The organism is Bacillus sp. MN7755, from assembly GCF_054771475.1.
The window spans coordinates 14529-33827 of sequence record NZ_BTRL01000013.1; the positions used below are offsets into that span (position 1 = coordinate 14529).

The 19299-nt window shown below is 34.1% G+C and carries 14 protein-coding genes; 11 read left to right on the forward strand and 3 right to left on the reverse strand.

The genetic code is table 11. From position 1 onward, the window contains the following. The first annotated feature begins 341 nt into the window (after nucleotides 1-341). From ACYVEC_RS15050 to ACYVEC_RS15070, 5 genes are all read left to right on the forward strand, one after another. Entirely contained in the window at nucleotides 342-1490 is a 1149-nt protein-coding gene (locus ACYVEC_RS15050; protein WP_080468608.1) for an acyltransferase family protein, read from the forward strand. 174 nt (nucleotides 1491-1664) lie between these two features. Further along, nucleotides 1665-2285, forward strand: a complete 621-nt coding sequence (locus tag ACYVEC_RS15055) for an SGNH/GDSL hydrolase family protein (protein WP_142332694.1) — start codon at nucleotides 1665-1667, stop codon at nucleotides 2283-2285. A gap of 430 nt (nucleotides 2286-2715) precedes the next feature. Next, nucleotides 2716-4683, forward strand: coding sequence for a penicillin-binding transpeptidase domain-containing protein (locus ACYVEC_RS15060; protein ID WP_063223883.1), 1968 nt, complete (start codon nucleotides 2716-2718; stop codon nucleotides 4681-4683). A gap of 356 nt (nucleotides 4684-5039) precedes the next feature. Beyond that, nucleotides 5040-5573, forward strand: a complete 534-nt coding sequence (locus ACYVEC_RS15065) for an RNA polymerase sigma factor (RefSeq protein ID WP_063223884.1) — start codon at nucleotides 5040-5042, stop codon at nucleotides 5571-5573. Next, nucleotides 5563-6390, forward strand: a complete 828-nt coding sequence (locus tag ACYVEC_RS15070; RefSeq protein WP_098555320.1) for an anti-sigma factor — start codon at nucleotides 5563-5565, stop codon at nucleotides 6388-6390. The genes ACYVEC_RS15065 and ACYVEC_RS15070 overlap by 11 nt, the downstream gene beginning before the upstream one ends. Before the next feature lie 11 nt (nucleotides 6391-6401). Here ACYVEC_RS15070 and ACYVEC_RS15075 read toward each other — a convergent pair whose 3' ends face one another. Next, nucleotides 6402-8162 carry a peptidoglycan D,D-transpeptidase FtsI family protein gene (locus tag ACYVEC_RS15075; protein WP_460507110.1) on the reverse strand — a complete coding sequence of 587 codons (1761 nt, stop codon included), beginning with the start codon at nucleotides 8160-8162 and terminating at the stop codon, nucleotides 6402-6404. A 384-nt stretch (nucleotides 8163-8546) separates the two neighbouring features. On the opposite strand from ACYVEC_RS15075, the gene ACYVEC_RS15080 reads away from it, so the two are divergent. Both ACYVEC_RS15080 and bla read left to right on the forward strand, forming a co-directional pair. Continuing rightward, nucleotides 8547-10679 carry a peptidoglycan D,D-transpeptidase FtsI family protein gene (locus ACYVEC_RS15080; protein ID WP_063223887.1) on the forward strand — a complete coding sequence of 711 codons (2133 nt, stop codon included), beginning with the start codon at nucleotides 8547-8549 and terminating at the stop codon, nucleotides 10677-10679. Between the two features lie 228 nt (nucleotides 10680-10907). Continuing rightward, on the forward strand, nucleotides 10908-11834 hold the full coding sequence (bla, locus tag ACYVEC_RS15085; protein ID WP_445207557.1) for a class A beta-lactamase Bla1: 927 nt from the start codon (nucleotides 10908-10910) through the stop codon (nucleotides 11832-11834). 59 nt (nucleotides 11835-11893) lie between these two features. Here bla and ACYVEC_RS15090 read toward each other — a convergent pair whose 3' ends face one another. Beyond that, a complete protein-coding gene (locus ACYVEC_RS15090) occupies nucleotides 11894-12454 on the reverse strand; it encodes an undecaprenyl-diphosphatase (protein WP_098557218.1) in 561 nt (186 codons plus the stop codon). Between the two features lie 208 nt (nucleotides 12455-12662). On the opposite strand from ACYVEC_RS15090, the gene ACYVEC_RS15095 reads away from it, so the two are divergent. Then, on the forward strand, nucleotides 12663-13664 hold the full coding sequence (locus ACYVEC_RS15095) for a LacI family DNA-binding transcriptional regulator (RefSeq protein WP_063223888.1): 1002 nt from the start codon (nucleotides 12663-12665) through the stop codon (nucleotides 13662-13664). Between the two features lie 88 nt (nucleotides 13665-13752). Here the strand turns inward: ACYVEC_RS15095 and ACYVEC_RS15100 are convergent, their stop codons facing one another. After that, entirely contained in the window at nucleotides 13753-15033 is a 1281-nt protein-coding gene (locus ACYVEC_RS15100) for an MFS transporter (RefSeq protein ID WP_199678172.1), read from the reverse strand. A 491-nt stretch (nucleotides 15034-15524) separates the two neighbouring features. Between ACYVEC_RS15100 and iolG the strand changes: the two genes are divergently transcribed. The 3 genes from iolG (at nucleotide 15525) to ACYVEC_RS15115 (ending at nucleotide 19194) form a co-directional block, all read left to right on the forward strand. After that, nucleotides 15525-16550, forward strand: coding sequence for an inositol 2-dehydrogenase (gene iolG, locus ACYVEC_RS15105; protein WP_063223890.1), 1026 nt, complete (start codon nucleotides 15525-15527; stop codon nucleotides 16548-16550). A gap of 103 nt (nucleotides 16551-16653) precedes the next feature. After that, on the forward strand, nucleotides 16654-17652 hold the full coding sequence (iolC, locus tag ACYVEC_RS15110; RefSeq protein WP_460507116.1) for a 5-dehydro-2-deoxygluconokinase: 999 nt from the start codon (nucleotides 16654-16656) through the stop codon (nucleotides 17650-17652). A 78-nt stretch (nucleotides 17653-17730) separates the two neighbouring features. After that, nucleotides 17731-19194, forward strand: a complete 1464-nt coding sequence (locus ACYVEC_RS15115) for a CoA-acylating methylmalonate-semialdehyde dehydrogenase (RefSeq protein ID WP_199678170.1) — start codon at nucleotides 17731-17733, stop codon at nucleotides 19192-19194. The last annotated feature ends 105 nt before the right edge of the window (nucleotides 19195-19299 follow it).

Consider the following 19299-nt stretch of genomic DNA (forward strand, 5'->3'; position numbering starts at 1 on the left):
TCTTTTTGTAGAAATATACAGAAAGGATGGCGTTTATTATGAATTTTTTGATTTAAAGCATTCTAGTACAAGGTTAGTTTAATAAAGTTACATGAAGAACAATCATCCATTATTTCATCAAATGATAATAAAAATTAATATCCGGTATTTATTTCTGTAATTAGATTTTATGAAAAATTAATAAAATCTTTTCTTTGTATTAACTATTTTGTTTTAAATTATTTATATAAAGAAATGGAAATCAGAAAACAGATACATAGATTAACTTTGAACTGCTTATATGAGGGATCTAAATAGACATTATGTACAATTTTCCCACTACGGCTATTATAGCGGCCTTTATGAACAGCAAAATCTACAATATACAAGGAGAACATTTTATGAGTAAGAGAATAAAAGAATTAGATTCCATACGAGGGTTAGCGGCACTTACTGTGGTATTTGGACATTTTTGTTTAATGCTACCATCGTTGCCTAATTCTATTAAATTTTCCCCACTTAGGTTTTTATGGGCAGGTGGGGAAGCAGTTATCGTTTTTTATGTACTAAGTGGTTTTGTTTTATCTATGGCACTTTATCATTCAAAAACAAATTATTGGGGATATTTAATTAAGAGATTTGTAAGAATCTATATTCCTTATTATTTTTGGATAATCATTACCTTTGCTTTATTTATTTTGTTTTCGCCGTATGAAGTGGTAGGACTACGGGATTGGTTCTATGATAGGTGGCAAGGGTCTATAACAAAATTAGATATTATAAACCACTTTGTGCTTCTTAATAACTTTTTTACCGAAAATTATAATCCAGTTATTTGGTCATTGGCTCAAGAAATGCGTATATCTATTGTGTTTCCTTTGTTATTCCTTCTTTTTTATAAACTGAGTTGGAAGAAAACGATACTATTTGCTTTGAGTTTTTCTTTAATTAGTGTTTTTCTTAATATGTTGCATATTGGGAAAGCTGAGGGGTTTTATAATGGTTATGCAGATACACTACATTTTACATCTATGTTTCTGGTTGGAATGTTACTTTTTAAGCATCAGGAAAAACTTATCTACTCATATAGGAATATGAAAAAAATTAATAAAGGATTTCTGATTGTAATAGGGATTATTTTATATTTATATTCCATTTTAATCTATGGTTTTTCCCGTAATGATACTACTTTCTTATTAAAAGATTGGGGTGTTGTAATGGGTGTTAGTATATTTATTATAATGGCCATGAGTAACCTAAAAGTAAAAGTATTTTTAAATAAGGGTGTGTTTGTATATTTAGGAGAAATTTCATACAGTATCTATTTGTGCCACTTTCCAATCATGATGGTACTATTTAAACTTTTGTATACAAAGATACCTATCTTTTTCCTTCTTATTTTGTGCATTACAGTGACACTACTTTTTTCTATGGTTTCGTATCATTTAATCGAAAAGAAATGTATCAATTGGGCAAAACAAAGAACAACAAATTTTTTGAAAAAAGTATAATGCCTAGAGAGATTTTATTTCTTTAGTAAATATATGAATATGACCGATTCCTAAGCATATTGGGAATCGGTCAATTTTGGATTCTACATGTAAATATAATAAAGTGGAATTTAATTGAAATCGAAAACCACTTAGAAATAACAATTACGTTGTGAGCTATTGTATAGTATAAATATGGTTAATAATAAAGGGGGAATACATATGTGGAAGCGATTTGTAGCGATTGGTGATAGTTTTACAGAGGGGATAGGGGATGAAGTTGAGGGAATTGCATTAAAAAGCTGGGTAGATCATTTTGTTCAACTATGTGTAAACGATATAGAATATGCTAATTTTGCAAAGCGTGGGTTAGTAACTAAAGAAATTCGCTCACAGCAATTGGAAAAAGCATTAACTTTTAAACCAGATTTGGTTAGTCTCATTGCGGGTGCAAACAATGTATTAAAAGGACGTTGGAATCATCAAGCATATAAGAACGATATGGAATTTATGATAGATACATTAAGTAAAACAGGTGCTGATATTATGATAGCAAACCTTCCAGATTTTACAGTGAGGCTTCCTTTTTCTTCTGAAAAAAAACAAGTGTTAAAAGAACAATTATTAGAGGCAAATGAAGTTATATTTTCACTGAGTAGAGAGTATAAGCTTCATCATGTTGACTTTTGGAATCATCAGTTAGTTAATGACAATACGCTTTGGTCTAAGGATTTCATTCATCCAAACTCAAAAGGATATGTAAAAGTTGCTGAATTGATTTTTAATTGTTTACATGTACATGACTCTTCTAAATAAGCTGGAGAATGACCTAAACTCCTGTCACATGCTGCACAGGGGGGGGTGATACAAAAAGAAGTATATAGAGTGCCTAAAATTATACTTTAAGTAATTCTTTTTATTGTTTATATTTTTGATATTTTCTGTTGCAGAACCCTTAGTATAAGGGTTCTTTTTTGTGTGAAATATATACAAAAAAGATACGAACGGAAAACTCGAACTGAAAGGTATTTTAAATAAAATTGTTAAAACAACACTAATGACGAAAGCAATTGTTAAATAGAATCTTAAAATCTTCCCCCTCGAATGCAACTTAACCATAGAATTTAATTTTTCTATAAATGTGGAACAATTTCATTACTTACACTGTCTATTAAGCGTTAAAACATTTTTTGTTTAATATATCAAGAAAGGAATAAATATTTTTTAACTAAGGGAGAAGATTGAATTGAAAAAATTATGGATGCTGCTTTTCTTTTGTTTTGCAGTTATGTTGGTGGGATGTAATAAAAATGAATCGCCAAAACAAGCATTTGAAGAATATATCAATTTATGGAATGATAAAAAATTTGCAAATATGTATGATTATTTATCAGAACATGCAAAAAAAACGATTTCTAAAAAGGAATTCACAGAGAAATATCAAAAAATCTATGAGGGTATTGGAGTTAAGAATTTAAAAGTTAAAACGAAAGGAGAGAATACGAAAGATAAAGAACTCTTTCTTTTTGAAGTTAAGATGGATACGGATGGAGGACCAGCTTCATTTATCCATGAGGTAAAACTTGTGAAAGAAAAAGAATCTTGGAAAATAGATTGGACACCAGATTTTATTTTTCCAGGTATGAAAAAAGATTACAAAGTACGTATGCAAACAGAACAAGGAAAACGTGGAGAAATATACGATCGAAATGGGAAAGGTCTAGCAACGAATGGTAAAGCGACTGAGGTTGGAATTATTCCAGAGAAACTAGGCGAAACGGCGGCGCAATCAAAAGAAATAGTTGCACAGTTACTGGATATGTCTATAGAAGAGGTCGATCAGAAGCTTACAGCGAAATGGATAAAGCCAGATTCCTTTGTACCAATTGGTATTTTAAAAGAGGGAACTAGACAGAATGATTATATCGAATTAGAAGGGGTATCATCTAGACCAGTCAATATTCGTACGTATCTATTAGGTGAAGCAGCGGCACACTTAACTGGCTATATAGGAAAGGTGAATGCAGAGGAGTTAAAATCGCTTCAAAAAAGAGGTTATCAAGCTGATGATTTAATAGGTAAGACAGGTTTAGAGAAAGTACTGGAGAATAAATTACGTGGTGAAAAGGGTGGGCGCGTATTTATAGAAGATGAGAGTGGGAAAGAGATTAAAAACGTAGCAAAAAAAGAAGCGAAAGCAGGGGAAAATGTTACATTAACAATTGATGCTGCAATTCAAGAAAAAATCTATAATGAGATGAAAAATGAAGCAGGCTCTAGTGCAGCGATCAATCCTAAAACAGGTGAAACAATCGCGCTTGTAAGTAGCCCTGCTTATAATCCAAATATAATAGTTAGAGGAGCCTCAAAAGCACAAAGAGAGGTGTGGACTAACGACGCGAAACTACCAATGATGAATCGCTTCACACAAGCATTCGTACCAGGTTCCGTATTTAAAACGATTACAGGTGCAATTGGTTTGGAAACAAACGCAATAAATCCTAAGGAAGAATTTAAAATTCAAGGATTGAAGTGGATAAAAGATTCATCTTGGGGAAATTATTATGTAACACGTGTGAAGGATGCAAGTCCAATTGATTTTGATAAGGCGATGAAGTACTCTGATAATATTTATTTTGCTCAACAAGCTTTGAAAATAGGAAAAGAACAGTATGTAAATGAACTGAAGAAATACGGTTTTCATGAAAAATTACCAATCGAATACGAATTTCCTATGTCAATCATTACAAGAGATGGGATAAAAAATGATATTCAACTAGCAGACACGGGATACGGACAAGGACAAGTATTAATGACACCACTTCATTTAGCATTAACATATGCACCGATTGTGAATGAAGGGAATATTCCGTCGCCTCATCTTTTAAAAGAAGCAAGAGTAACGGGAAATTGGAAAGAAAATGTGGTGTCTAAAAAGAATCAAGACATATTAAAGAGTGCATTAACAAAAGTCATTAATGACCCTGATGGTGCGGGGAGAATTGCTAAGGTTGATGGTGTAACGCTTGCTGGTAAAACAGGTACAGCAGAACTGAAAGAGTCGAAAGAAGTGGACGGAAAAGAACTTGGATGGTTTGCAGCTTTTGATGCAAATGAGCCAGACATGATTGTAACCATGATGATTGAAGATGTAAAAGGAAGAGGAGGGAGCAATGTTCCAGGTGAAAAAGTAAAACATGTTTTTCAGAAATAATACCTTAAGTATAAGGTGAAATCTTTTAGTAAATTCACTATACGTTTGCTTAACGTAAAGAACAATTAAGTATCACAAAAGCATTCTTCCTAATCGAGAATGCTTTTTCTATTTTGTTATGGCTCGAGGAAGTTGATACTTCATCATTTACATTGTTTAAATCAAATTCTATGGTTTTAAATGTGATATTATGGAACCTGTCATTTAAGAGAATATATAGGTAATTATTTAAGGGTTCTACTATTGAAAAAAGATAATCAATGGAACAAATGAAACTTGTATCTTGTCTATATATTGAAACCATAATAAAAGTGAGGGTAGTTTTAGGTTTATTCAAATAAGTTTGAGGTGTGGAAATGGAACAGACGTTTATTGAAAAGTGTAATCATGATGAGCTGGACTATGTTATAAAAGACTATTGGCAAGATGTATGGAATTATTCATTTATTATTACGAAAGATCCACACTTATCAGATGATATCACGCAAGATGTATTTATAAAGGTATTTAAAAATTGGAATTCATTTCGAAAGGAGTCATCTATTAAAACGTGGATATTAAAAATCACAAGAAATACGGCAATAAACTATTTGAAATCATCTTATTTTAAAAGAATATCTTTAGTAGGATTTTTTAGTGACGATAAGCAAACTCTGTCGGCAGAACAAGAATTTTTTAAGCAAGAAGAAATGAATGATGTGTGGAAAGTTGTATTAAAACTACCTAAAAAGCACCGTGAAATAATAATATTGGACGCAAAATATGAATTATCTTATGAAGAAATAGCTGAAACACTAGGAGTATCCATTGGAACTGTAAAATCTAGATTAAGTAGAGCAAGAAGTAAGGTTTCAAAATTAATAGGGGAGGGTGGTAGTGATGAACAATAAACAAAATCCTGACTGGTATAGAAAATTAAAAAAAGGCCCAATGGAACACCGTAAAGACGAAGAAGAATATATTTATAAAATAAAGCAATCTATATATCAAAGTAATGAGGTAGGTTCTCCAAAACATACAAGACCATTTCGTAAAAAAGCATTGCCAATTGTAGTGGTTTTAGCTTGTACATTTTTATTTTTTATTGTTCAACAACCTTGGCTTGATGATAATAAATCACCGGTACAAAGTAGTACACAAATTAAGCCTAAAACAAAAGATGAGTCTGCTCAAGATCCAACATTAAAACAATTTATGAATGATTTATATCAAAGTACAAATGCAAAAAATGAAAATGACTTGTATAAAGCGTTAAACGATGAAGTTCAATTTAAAGGGAATAGCTATAAGAAGGATGAATTGAAGTTTGATGAAGATATTTTTCATGAGTTGCAAGTCGCTCTTACAATGGGGGGAGAATTTGCAAATGATACAAAACAAGTATACAAAGTACCAAGTGGATTGACAGAAAGTAACCAACCAAAACAAGCACATTTTATATATGCAACTGTTACTGGAAATAAAACGAAAATTTTAGCTGAACCAAAGCGAGAATCACAAGTTTTATATGAAGTATCTAATGAAATGGTAAAAGCTTGGATTCCAGAAAAAGTGCAGAAGGATGGATATATAAAAATATCGACAATTAACGGTAATACTGGATATGTACAAAAAGAGTACGTTTTAACTGATATTAAATATTCATTTATGTTCGAAAAGAATAATGAAGGTATATGGAAAATTATAAATATAGATTCTATATGGTAAAAGAGGAAGGTTCACTTTAATGAACCTTCCTCTTTGTTTTTATTTTCTTTTTGAAGAGTATTCCAGGACTCTAAAATTTCTGATGTAACTAGAGCGGCAATGTTTTTTTCTGAATTACTACTAGGAATAACGACAGAAACGGCAATCTGTGGATCTTCGGTAGGAGCATATGCAATGAATAGAGAATGATTTATCATTCTTTCTTGCTCATTCGGAAAACCTGTAATACCTGTTTTACCTGCGACGTCAAAGGGCAATTTTTTAATCTCCTCTATATTTTGACTCATTCCACCTTGCACGACATTCCAAAAGTTCATCGGGTAACGATTTGAACTTTCTAAAATGGGTTTAAACTTTTTTGTTTCCTTACCATCTTGACCAATAATAGCACTTGCCATTTGAGGTTTATATTTATCACCTTTACTTGCCAAAGTTGCTGCATATTGAGCGAGTTGAAGAGGAGTATGCACTTCATTTCCGCCCCACGACGCATTTAATAAAGCGGAGATTCCGTTTTCAAACTTATTAGAAGGATGAAATTCATATTGTCCGTCTTCTTCAAAGGGTAAATCAATCCCGGTTTTAGAACGTAGGCCGAATTGCATTAAATAATCTGTCCATATATGTGCCACCTTTTCTACATTGCCATTATTTTGGTTAAATAATGGCAGAGCTACTTTTGCAGTCATAAATGTGTTAGATGAATTAATGATAGCCTGCCTCGGTGTAATCTCACCTTTTGGCGTTCCAGGTGCATTCGTAATGTTATTTTGATTATCATACTGAAAAGTACCTTTATCTAAATATGTATCTTCAGGTTGAAAAAGTTTTTCGTTTAATCCAATTAAAATAGTAAGTGGCTTTATAGTAGAAGCCATATTTACATAAGATCCACCATACTTTAATTTTTGAATTGCTTTATTTTGCGAAAGTGATTTTATGTTATCTACTTTAGTTGATACATGTGTATGTAATATATTTGGATTAAAAACTGCTGAGTTGGCCATAGTTAAAATTGCGCCAGTTTTTACATCGCTCACTACAGCATAACCAGCTTTAGCATCAGGTATTTTCTTAATTTGAGACCTTAATGCTTCCTCTGTTTTTTGCTGTAATCTAGAGTCTAAAGCTAGCCGGACATCTTTTCCTTTTTGTACTTTTTGAATGTTCCATAATAACTTTTTATTACTTATTTTAAAAATAAGAGTTTTACTTGGTTTTCCTTTTAAATCATTTTCATATTGCAGCTCAATCCCACTTTTCCCAACAGCCATATACTTTGAAGTATGGTCATTTTCTACATACCCAATTACCTGTGAACCAATTTCGTGTTTAGGATAATATCGAATCCATTCATCTTTAATTATTACATTATTGGGTTTGTTTTTGTTTATGAATGCAAGTTCGTTCTCAGTTATATCAGGGTATAACGGTATATCATTCATAGTCTGCTTGTTACAAGATTGTTGTAATTGAGATTTTATGTTCTCTGTAGAAATATCATGTTGAAACTCGCTTGAAAATTGATTAAAAAAAGCTAATGTGTTTGATGTATCTTGTTTCGATAGTTTTTCATCATTAGAAGTGCAATATAGAGACTTAACCTTCTTATTTGTAGCTAGTATTACACCATTTTGATCAAAGATTTTTCCTCTTTCAGCTGAAGAAGTTGCGATAGTTATTGAAATGAAGTTGATTTTAAATAAAATTAGTAAAATCAAACCTACAATAGAAAGAACCGCAAAAAATCTCCATCTTTTTGTATGTAACATATAACCCTCCCTTATGTAGCCTATTTCATCTTATAGTTAATTATTTTTTTTGTAAATGTGGAACAACTTTATTGTTTAGGTTGTCTATTAAGTATTACAGCACGAAGAAAGGAACAATCAGTATGAAAATTTACTATCAAGTCTAAGTGTAAGTTTAATAAGAGTCATTATACAGTTTAGCATTTCTAATGCAAGCGACAAAAAAATAGAGAAAAAACAGGAAGGGAGAGTTATTAACTACGTAGCTAAACGAAAAGGAATGAATGCTTACAAGGAGTAGGTAAAAAATTGAGACGATAATTTATAACCGGTCATCGGTATCTAAAATATAAGGAATGCTTTTAGTATTTGTAGCAATTCCTGAAAGAATTATATGGAGGATTTATGAAAGAACAAAAAGGAAAGAAGCAGAAGACATATATATCTATTCGATTAAATATAATGTTCCTTTGCATATTTTTACTATTCTCAGCTATTATTATGCAACTAGGAAAAGTGCAAATCGTAGAGGGAGAGGCTTATAAGAATCAAGTGGAAAGCAGTCAAAATGCAACAACTAGCATTCCAGTTCCGCGTGGACAAATACTAGATCGAGAAGGGAAAACAGTTGTTAATAATAAATCTCTTCGCGCGATTACCTATACAAGGGTAAAGGGGATTACGAGTGAAGAGATTTTAAAAACAGCAAAAGACTTGGCGAAAGTACTTGAAATGCCCGAACAAGATATAAATAAGTTAACCGATATTGATAAAAAGGATTTCTGGATGCAGTTAAATACGAAACGTGCGGAGACAAAGATCACTAAAAAAGATATAGAAACGTTTAAAGAAAAGGGAATAGAGGGAAAAGAGTTAGACAAAAAAATTGAAGAATTAAGACGAGACCACGTTACAGAAGCTGAATTGGCAGAATTAACAGCACAAGATTTAAAGGTGTTAGCTATTAAAAGTAAAATGAGTTCAGGTTATCAACTGACACCACAAATTATTAAAAAAGATGTAACAGATGCAGAGTATGCGCGGATAAGTGAAAATCTTGCGGAGTATCCTGGAGTAGATGCAACGGTTGATTGGGAACGTAATTATGTAAATGGTAATTTATTTCGTTCTGTATTAGGTAATATTACGAGTAGTGAAGAAGGTCTGCCGAAAGAAAACTTAGATTCTTATTTGGTACGTGGATATAACCGTAATGACCGTGTCGGAAAAAGTTATATTGAACAACGATATGAAGATGTATTACACGGCACAAAAGAAGAAGTGAAAAATATTACTGATAAATCAGGAAACATTATAAACACAGAAATCATCTCTAAAGGAAAAAGTGGTAATAGTTTAACATTAACGATTGATATGGAATTGCAAAAGAAGGTCGAAGAAAGTATAGAGAAAAATTTGAGAGCTTTTAAAGGTTCAGAACCACTGTTGGACAGAGCTTTTGTCGTAATGACGAATCCAAATAACGGGCAGATTTTATCTATGGCAGGAAAAAAGATTGTAGAAAAAGAAGGGAAAATAGAGATTGAGGATTTGGCATTAGGTAACATGACAACCTCATATGAGCTAGGTTCAGCTGTAAAAGGTGCTACTTTATTAACTGGATATGAGACAGGAGCAATACATCCAGGAGATCAATTTTATGATGCACCGATGAAATTTAAAGGTACACAAGCTAAGAAATCGTGGAATGTATCTGGATTTGGTAATATTAATGATTTACGAGCTCTACAAGTATCTTCGAATGTATACATGTTCCAGACAGCTTTAAAAATTGCGGGAGTTAATTACGTACCAAATGGCTCATTGGATATTAAACAAGGAGCATTTGATACGATGCGCTATTATTTCAAGCAATTTGGTTTAGGTGTCCCAACAGGTATTGATTTACCGAATGAAATAATTGGACAAACGAGAAAAGTAGATAGTCAACCTGGGTTTTTACTAGACTTTTCTATCGGTCAGTATGATACGTATACGCCATTACAATTGGCACAGTATATTTCAACGATTGCTAATGGCGGTTATAGAATGCAGCCTCAAATTGTACAAGAAATACGAGAACAATCAATAAAAGAAGAGGTTGGAAAAGTTATACGCTCTATAGAACCTGTCGTATTAAATCGAATTGATATGAAGACAGAACATATTGATCGTATAAAAGAAGGGTTTAGATGGGTATTCCAAGAAGGTGATGGAACTGGCGTGAAGTATTTCAAAAATGCTTCATATAAACCAGCAGGAAAGACAGGAACAGCTCAAACTGTATATGGTGGAGAAGACCCAATTGGCAGAAATGCAAAAGGAGAACGTATGGAATGTTACAACTTAACATTAGTTGGATATGCTCCATATGATAATCCAGAAGTAGCGTTTTCTGTAGTAGTCCCATGGCTTCATAATGATAAAAGTGGAATTAATTCTATAATTGGAAAGGAAGTTTTAGATGTATACTTTGATTTAAAACAACAACGTATACATGGTGAAGCTGCTAGTACAGATAGTTTTAATCAAAATTAGTAAAATGTGAGTACTTTTCTCAAGGGAAGAGACTCTGTTTATATAAAAGCCTTTAAAAGTTAAAAGAAGATTTGAAATAAGAGATAGCAGCTATCATAGTTGCTATCTTTTATTTTGTTAATAATACCGATATTAGTTATAAAGTTTTTTTAGTTTATGGAACAAACTTGTTTCGGTGATTGTCTATTATGTGTAAGTAAAAAAAGTGTTAAGAACTTGAAAGGAATGATGATTTTGAAAAACAAGAGGATGCTAAAAATAGGAATATGCGTTGGTATATTAGGTTTAAGTCTTACAAGCCTAGAAGCTTTTACAGGAGGACCACTGCAAGTTGAAGCGAAAGAAAAGAAAGGACAAATAAAACATAAAAATCAGGCGACGCATAAAGAGTTCTTTCAACTTGAGAAAAAATTTGATGCTCGATTAGGTGTATATGCGATTGATACTGGTACAAATCAAACAATCGCTTATCGACCTAACGAAAGGTTTGCCTTTGCATCAACTTACAAGGCTTTAGCGGCAGGAGTATTACTGCAACAAAACTCTACTAAGAAATTAGATGAAGTTATTACTTATACGAAAGAAGACTTAGTGGATTATTCACCTGTTACAGAGAAACATGTAGATACTGGAATGACACTAGGAGAAATTGCGGAGGCTGCTGTTCGTTACAGTGATAACACTGCGGGGAACATTTTATTTCATAAAATAGGCGGACCGAAAGGATATGAAAAAGCGCTTAGACAGATGGGGGATCGGGTTACTATGTCTGATCGTTTTGAAACAGAATTAAACGAGGCTATTCCAGGAGACATTCGTGACACTAGTACAGCGAAAGCAATTGCTAAGAATCTTAAAGATTTTACGGTCGGAAATGCGCTTCCGGATCATAAACGTAACATTCTTACAGAGTGGATGAAAGGAAATGCTACAGGAGACAAACTTATTCGTGCAGGCGTGCCAACTGACTGGGTAGTTGCAGATAAATCAGGTGCAGGAAGTTACGGGACACGAAATGATATTGCGATCGTTTGGCCACCAAATAGAGCACCTATTATCATCGCAATTTTATCTAGTAAAGATGAAAAAGGGGCTACCTATGATAATCAACTCATTGCAGAGGCGGCTGAAGTTATAGTTAATGCTTTTAGGTGATAATCTCTCAATTCTTTATGTAATGTAATTGAAAATATGAACTTGGAAAGCGATTCTTTTTAATGTGAAAAGAATCGCTTTTTTTGTATTCCTAATACATTTATAATCCAGGTAACAAAAGAATTAAATATATATGTAGCATTGCCAATAGCTATACTGGTTAAGATTCCTATGAAGGCACTTCCTATGATATCAAATGGATAATGATGGCCTAGCCAGATACGTGAAAAACCTGTCAAAATTGCTAAGAACCACATGATTGAGCCAAATAAACGTTCACGAAGTAAGACGGAGGTCGCTAAGGCAAATGCTAAGACTGTATGTTTACTAGGAAATGAGGAATTATTCTTTGATGGGATAAGTAAACGCACACGATGTATAACAAATGGACGAGGTTTAAAATAAAAGAGCTGGATAAAGCGGTTTATAAATAATGCGAATCCTACTAATAACCCTGCAAATAAAATGATTTTTTTATAGGGATTGTTTCTAAACCACATTAAGGCTAATAAGAAAATGTACAGGAATCGAGTCTTTTGTGAAATAAATATCATAAATGTATCCAATGTTGAGTTACGACCAGCTAGACGATTGATAGCCCTAAACATCTTATAATTCATGCAGATTCTCTCTAAATGTCTAATAAGTAAATCAGTCAAATATTTTTCTACTGGTGTTTCATCAAGGCTGATTAATTTGTAAATATGAAGTACTACGCTCAAAGATAGAAATACTTACAAATTTTAAAAGAATTCCTTTTGTGTACCAAGAAGCAAAATATATTTATGATAAAATATAGAAAAAGATGATGAAGAAGGGACAATTAAAGTGAAACCAACAATTTATGATGTTGCGGAAAAAGCAGGTGTATCAATAGCGACTGTATCCAAGGTAATTAATCAAACTGGGCGTATTAGTGAAAAAACAATAAACAAAGTAAATCAGGTAATGGATGAATTAGATTACCAACCAAGTAGTGTAGCAGCAGCGTTAACAGGTAAAAAAACATATACAATTGGTGTACTTGTTCCAGATATCTCAAATCCCTTTTTTGCTGAAGTAGCAAGAGCTTTTGAAAATAGTGCACGAGAATCAGGGTATACACTCATTTTATGTAGTACAGACCATCAAACAAAACGTGAACATGAATACATTGATTTATTATTTAAAAAGCAAGTAGATGGCATTATTATTGCAACGGAGCTAAATGATTATAAACTTGTAAAAAAAATCGTGAATCGAGATTTGCCACTTGTATTATTCACTGTAGATCATCCTTCCATCACGACTCATGTTGTGACAACTGATGATATGAGGGGAGGCTATCTAGCTGGAAGTTATCTAACGCAAAAAGGCCATACATCTTTAACGATTATGACGGAGAAGGATAGAAAAAGTAGCTTAGGGAGATTGAATGGTTTCAAACAAGCTCTTACGGATTCGGGGATTTCGTTAGATGATGAGGCTATCATTAGCTGCTATTCGACAGTGGAAGATAGTAAACGTGCAAGTAAGGAATTACTTCATTTGCCTAACAGGCCTACAGCCGTCTTTGCTTGTACAGATTTGATTGCTATATGCCTTATGAATGAAGCAAGAAAACAAGGACTTTCAATTCCGAAAGATTTATCAATAATCGGATTTGATAATACAATCTATGCTGAGATTGCAGATCCAGGGTTAACAACAATTGAGCAGCCAATTAAACAAATGGCAGCCTGTACGTTTGAACAACTGCTAAAAACGATGGAAATGAAGGAGCATGCTAAGCAAAAAATTACAATTATTCCTCAGTTAGTAGAGCGATCCTCAGTAAAGGATAATACATGATAGATTTTTTATAAGCCTATTTGAATGGAACAAAAGAAGGTCATCGTAACTAAGTATAGTTAGGATGACCTTCTTTTATATTTAGAATTTATACAGAGAATTGTTCACCGCTTTTCGTATTTAAATCATGCTCCATCTCACTTTCCTTTGGAATAGTAAGGAAATGAGTTAAAAATGCACCAAAGAAGTACAAACCAGCAAAGATCCACATCACGCCACCAACACCTAATGGACCGATGAAGACAGTTACTACTAATGGCCCAACGAATGCTGATAATCCTGAACCTAAATTTAAGACAGACATTGCAGCTCCTTTATTGTCAGGAGATAAAGATGGGACTAATGCTGTAAGAGGTACATAACCGGCAAGTGTTGCTCCATAGCAACAGGCAACAAATAATATAGCCCAATAATTATGCCCTACCATTTGTGGTACATAATAGAGTGCAAGAGTTACAATTCCGCAACCGACTCCTCCGAACCATTTAATCGTATTTACCCAACCAAACTTGTCTCCAACGATACCAAAAATAATATTAAATACCATATTTACAAAGAAAAGAGTACCCCAAATTTGAAGCCATTCTGTCATCGTAAAATTATATTTCATCATATAGGTAGGTAGGAAAACAACAAATCCAAACTGAGCGGCCGAGTTTATAATTTTTACAATACCGCCTATACCAACTTTAGGATTTTCAAATGCAATGGTAATGCCTTTTAGTAACTCACTTGATTTGTTAGCGCTTACGGTTTGTGCTTTAAATCTGTCCTTATTTACAACTATTGAGAACAATCCCCCGACGACAACAAAAATTAAAGCACTCCATAAAGTAGCGATTTCTCCGATTTTAGGAACCATATAGCTAGAATAAAAGGCTCCTATAACACTAAGCCCTAGCTGGAAGACGAACCAGAACCAGCCAACTGCTCTTGAAAGCATTTGTTGAGGCGTGCTGTAAGATACCCAAACTAAGAAAGAATAAGCAAATAAGGGATAACCAAACCCTCGTAGGGCATAGCAAATTAATATTACGGGGTAATTCATATGTTGAATTCCTATCCCGATGAACCCGATTGAACCTAAAATGAATGATACTAAACCAAACGTCATGACTTTTCTTGGCCCCCACATTTGTACAAATACCCCCGAAAACCAAGAAGAAGCAGATACAGTAATTCCGTAAATAGTAAACAGGAAAGCAGCGTGTTCTAGCGTTAGTCCTTTTTCAACGAGATAAGGGGATAACCATCCCTGTTCTAACCCGTCCCCAATCATAAAAACAATAATCCCTATGTATCCCCAAGTTAAATTAGAAGGGATCCCAATCCTGTCCATAAATGTTTTGTTTGAACTAATTGCGTTCATTCTCCCACCACCGATAAGTTATTTTTGGTTAAGCGCTTAATTCTTTTTGATAAAAAAAGTATACGCTTACATTATGAGGTCGTCAATTAAATTTTTTGACAATTTACAACTTTCTTTTATAGAACATTCTATTTACTTATTGGAGAATAAAATAATGGTGAGTATGAAAAGAAAGAAATACCTTATAGATGGGGGACTACTATTTAAAGGCTCGGTTTTCTTTGTTATATCAGTATTTTAAAAGAGTATATTTGTAGCTTTTTAGAGTGTTTATTTTTAATTATTAATTTTTATTTTTATGTAATACGTATATTGAGGAAATTCAAAATTCGGATGAAAAGAGGAGTATTCAAAAAAATAAAAATGTTTTCAATTTAGAATCAAGTGTGTATAATGAAGAAAAATAGGGAAAGCGCTTAACCGATTTGGTATGCTAAACCCTATAGACTTTCATTTTGTTTCTTAAATTTTAATATAGAGGGAGATATCATATGAACGTTTTAACAATTGGGATTATTGGTGCTGGACGAATTGGGAAACTACATGTTGATAATTTGCAGCTTATGCCACAAGTAAAAATTAAAGCGGTTTCAGATGTAGTAATTAGTCATCTAGAAAAGTGGGCTCAAGATAAAGGGATTTCCACTCTGACTACAAATTATCAGGATTTATTAACTGATCCAGAAATTGATGCTGTCTTTATTTGTTCACCAACAAATACACATGCGCAAATTATTAAAGAAGCAGCTCTTGCGAAAAAACATATTTTCTGCGAAAAGCCTGTTAGTTTCTCGGTAGAAGAAACATTAGAAGCATTAGAAGTGGTAAAAGAACAGGGAGTATCTATTCAAGTAGGCTTTAATCGTCGTTTTGATCCGAACTTCAGGAAAGTTTATGATCTTATTCAACAAGGTGAAGTCGGACAGCCACATATTTTAAAAATTACGTCACGCGATCCACAACCGCCAAGTATAGAATATGTTCGCTCTTCAGGCGGATTGTTTATGGATATGATGATTCATGATTTTGATATGGCTCGTTATGTGATGAATAGTGAAGTCGTTGAAGTATTTGCATATGGAACAACATTAATTGATCCATCCATTCAGGAAGTAAATGATGTTGATACAGCAATTGTCACATTAAAATTTGCGAATGGAGCTTTAGGGGTAATTGATAATAGCCGCCAAGCTGTTTATGGATATGACCAGCGTGTGGAAGTGTTTGGTGAAAAAGGCGCGGTTGCTGCAGATAATTGCTGCCCAACAACAGTTCAAGTGTCAAAAACAGAAGGTGTTGTAAAAGATAAGCCGCTTTATTTCTTCTTAGAGCGCTACACGCAGGCCTACATTGAGGAAGTAACACAATTTACAAAGTCAATTATAGAAGGACAAGCTGTTATTTGCAGTGGTAATGATGGATTACAAGCGGAGCGAATTGCGAAGGCTGCGAAGGAATCCTTACTAACAGGAAAACCTGTACAAATTGAACATAAACAGCCTGCATTAAATCAATAAAAAGAGCGCTTACTTCTAGATAGATAAAGAGTAATGAATAGTAGGTTTATAAAAATATGAACCTTATCATTCATTCTTTCATAAAGCATGGGAGGTAGTAATAATGAATCCACTTATTTTTAAAGAAGATTGTCCATTAGACCTAATTGCAGTTGGACGTTTATGCGTTGATTTAAATGCCAATGAAACACAACGTCCTATGGAAGAAACAAGAACGTTTACTAAATATGTGGGAGGTTCTCCTGCGAATATTGCGATTGGTGCGGCTCGTCTTGGTTTACAAACGGGATTTATCGGTAAAGTGTCCGATGATCAAATGGGCCGTTTTATTACAGGGTACTTAAAGGAAAATAAGATTAATACAGACCAGATACGTATTGATCGTACAGGTGCAGTGACAGGTCTAGCTTTTACAGAAATTAAAAGCCCTGAAGATTGCAGTATTTTAATGTACCGCGACAATGTCGCAGACTTAAACCTTGATCCAACAGAGGTATCTGAGGACTATATTAAACAATCAAAAGCACTCTTAATTTCAGGAACAGCTTTAGCGAAAAGTCCTTCTCGCGAGGCGGTATTTTTAGCGCTAGAATATGCGCGTAAGCATGATGTAATTGTATTTTTTGATGTGGATTACCGCCCTTATACATGGCAGTCAGAAGCTGAAACGGCTGTGTATTACAATCTAGCGGCTGAAAAATCTGATGTCATTATTGGAACGCGTGAAGAATTCGATATGATGGAAAAACTATTAAACCATGAACAATCTAATGACCAAGTTACTGCTGAAAGATGGTTTTCTCATCATGCGAAAATCGTTGTAATTAAACATGGCGGGGATGGTTCAATCGCCTATACGAGAGACGGTCAATCTCACCGAGGCGGTATCTTTAAAACAAAGGTGTTAAAGACGTTTGGCGCTGGCGACTCGTATGCATCTGCGTTTATTTATGGCTTAATGCAAGGGCTTGAGATCCCTCAAGCGATGCGATTAGGAGGCGCTTCTGCTTCGATCGTTATTTCTAAACATAGCTGTTCTGATGCAATGCCAACAAGGGCAGAGATTTCTGCATTCGTGGAAACGGCTGAGGAATTGGTATAGAAACGTCATGAATCAATAAGCAAGTAAGGGCGTATCCTATTGGACGCTTCTACATTACATAAAAGGGAGAGAATGAATATGACAGTACAAACAGCACAAATTGTAAAAAACTACATTGGCGGCGAATGGGTAGAATCCAGTTCAACTAAGATGGAAGCTGTATATAATCCTGCAACAGGAGAAGTAATCGCTCAAGTACCACTTTCAACAAAAGAAGATGTTGAGCAAGCTGTATTAGCAGCAAACGAAGCGTTCAAATCTTGGTCTAAAACCGCTGTACCAAAACGCGCTCGTATTCTATTTAAATATCAACAATTACTAGTAGATAACTGGGAAGAGTTAGCGAAACTCATTACGATTGAAAACGGAAAAAGCTATAACGAGGCTTACGGTGAAGTTCTTCGTGGTATTGAGTGCGTGGAGTTTGCAGCGGGTGCTCCTGCATTAATGATGGGAAAACAGCTACCTGATATTGCAACAGGTATTGAGTCTGGTATGTATCGTTACCCAATTGGTGTTATAGGCGGCATTACACCTTTTAACTTCCCAATGATGGTTCCATGCTGGATGTTCCCACTTGCAATTGCTTGTGGTAATACATTTGTATTAAAACCTTCAGAGCGTACACCACTTTTAGCAGCAAGATTAGCAGAATTAGTTGCTGAAGCAGGCATACCAAAAGGTGTATTAAATATCGTAAATGGTGCTCACGATGTAGTAAACGGTCTTCTTGAACATAAATTAGTGAAGGCAATTTCGTTTGTAGGTTCTCAACCTGTCGCAGAATATGTATACAAAAAAGGAACAAAAAACTTAAAACGCGTGCAAGCATTAGCGGGTGCGAAAAACCATTCCATTGTATTAAATGATGCGAATCTTGAACTAGCAACAAAGCAAATTATTAGTGCTGCATTCGGTTCAGCTGGTGAGCGTTGTATGGCTGCTTCTGTTGTAACAGTAGAAGAAGAAATTGCAGATCAATTAGTTAATAGATTAGTAGAAGAAGCGAATAAAATTGTGATTGGCAATGGTCTGGATGAAGATGTATTTTTAGGGCCAGTTATTCGTGATAACCATAAAGAGCGCACAATTGGTTACATCGATTCAGGTGTAGAACAGGGCGCTACATTAGTTCGTGATGGACGTGAAGATACAGCTGTAAAAGGAGCTGGTTACTTCGTTGGGCCAACAATTTTTGACCATGTTACAAAAGAAATGAAAATCTGGCAAGATGAGATTTTTGCTCCTGTTTTATCTATTGTTCGTGTGAAATCATTGGATGAAGCGATTGAAATTGCCAATGAGTCTCGTTTTGCAAATGGAGCTTGCATTTATACAGATAGTGGGGCAAGTGTACGTCAATTCCGTGAAACAATTGAATCAGGTATGTTAGGTGTGAATGTTGGGGTTCCGGCGCCAATGGCATTCTTCCCGTTCTCTGGCTGGAAAGACTCTTTCTATGGTGATCTTCATGCGAACGGTACGGACGGCGTTGAGTTTTATACAAGAAAGAAAATGCTTACATCTCGTTGGGAAAAGTAATCTTTAAGTGAAAAGTAGAATCTGTCTAGTTGCTTGTAAGCAAAAGTAAGGAAAGTAGTAAAACATAAGAAGGAAGTATTAGGAGTCTATCAAATTCCTAATACT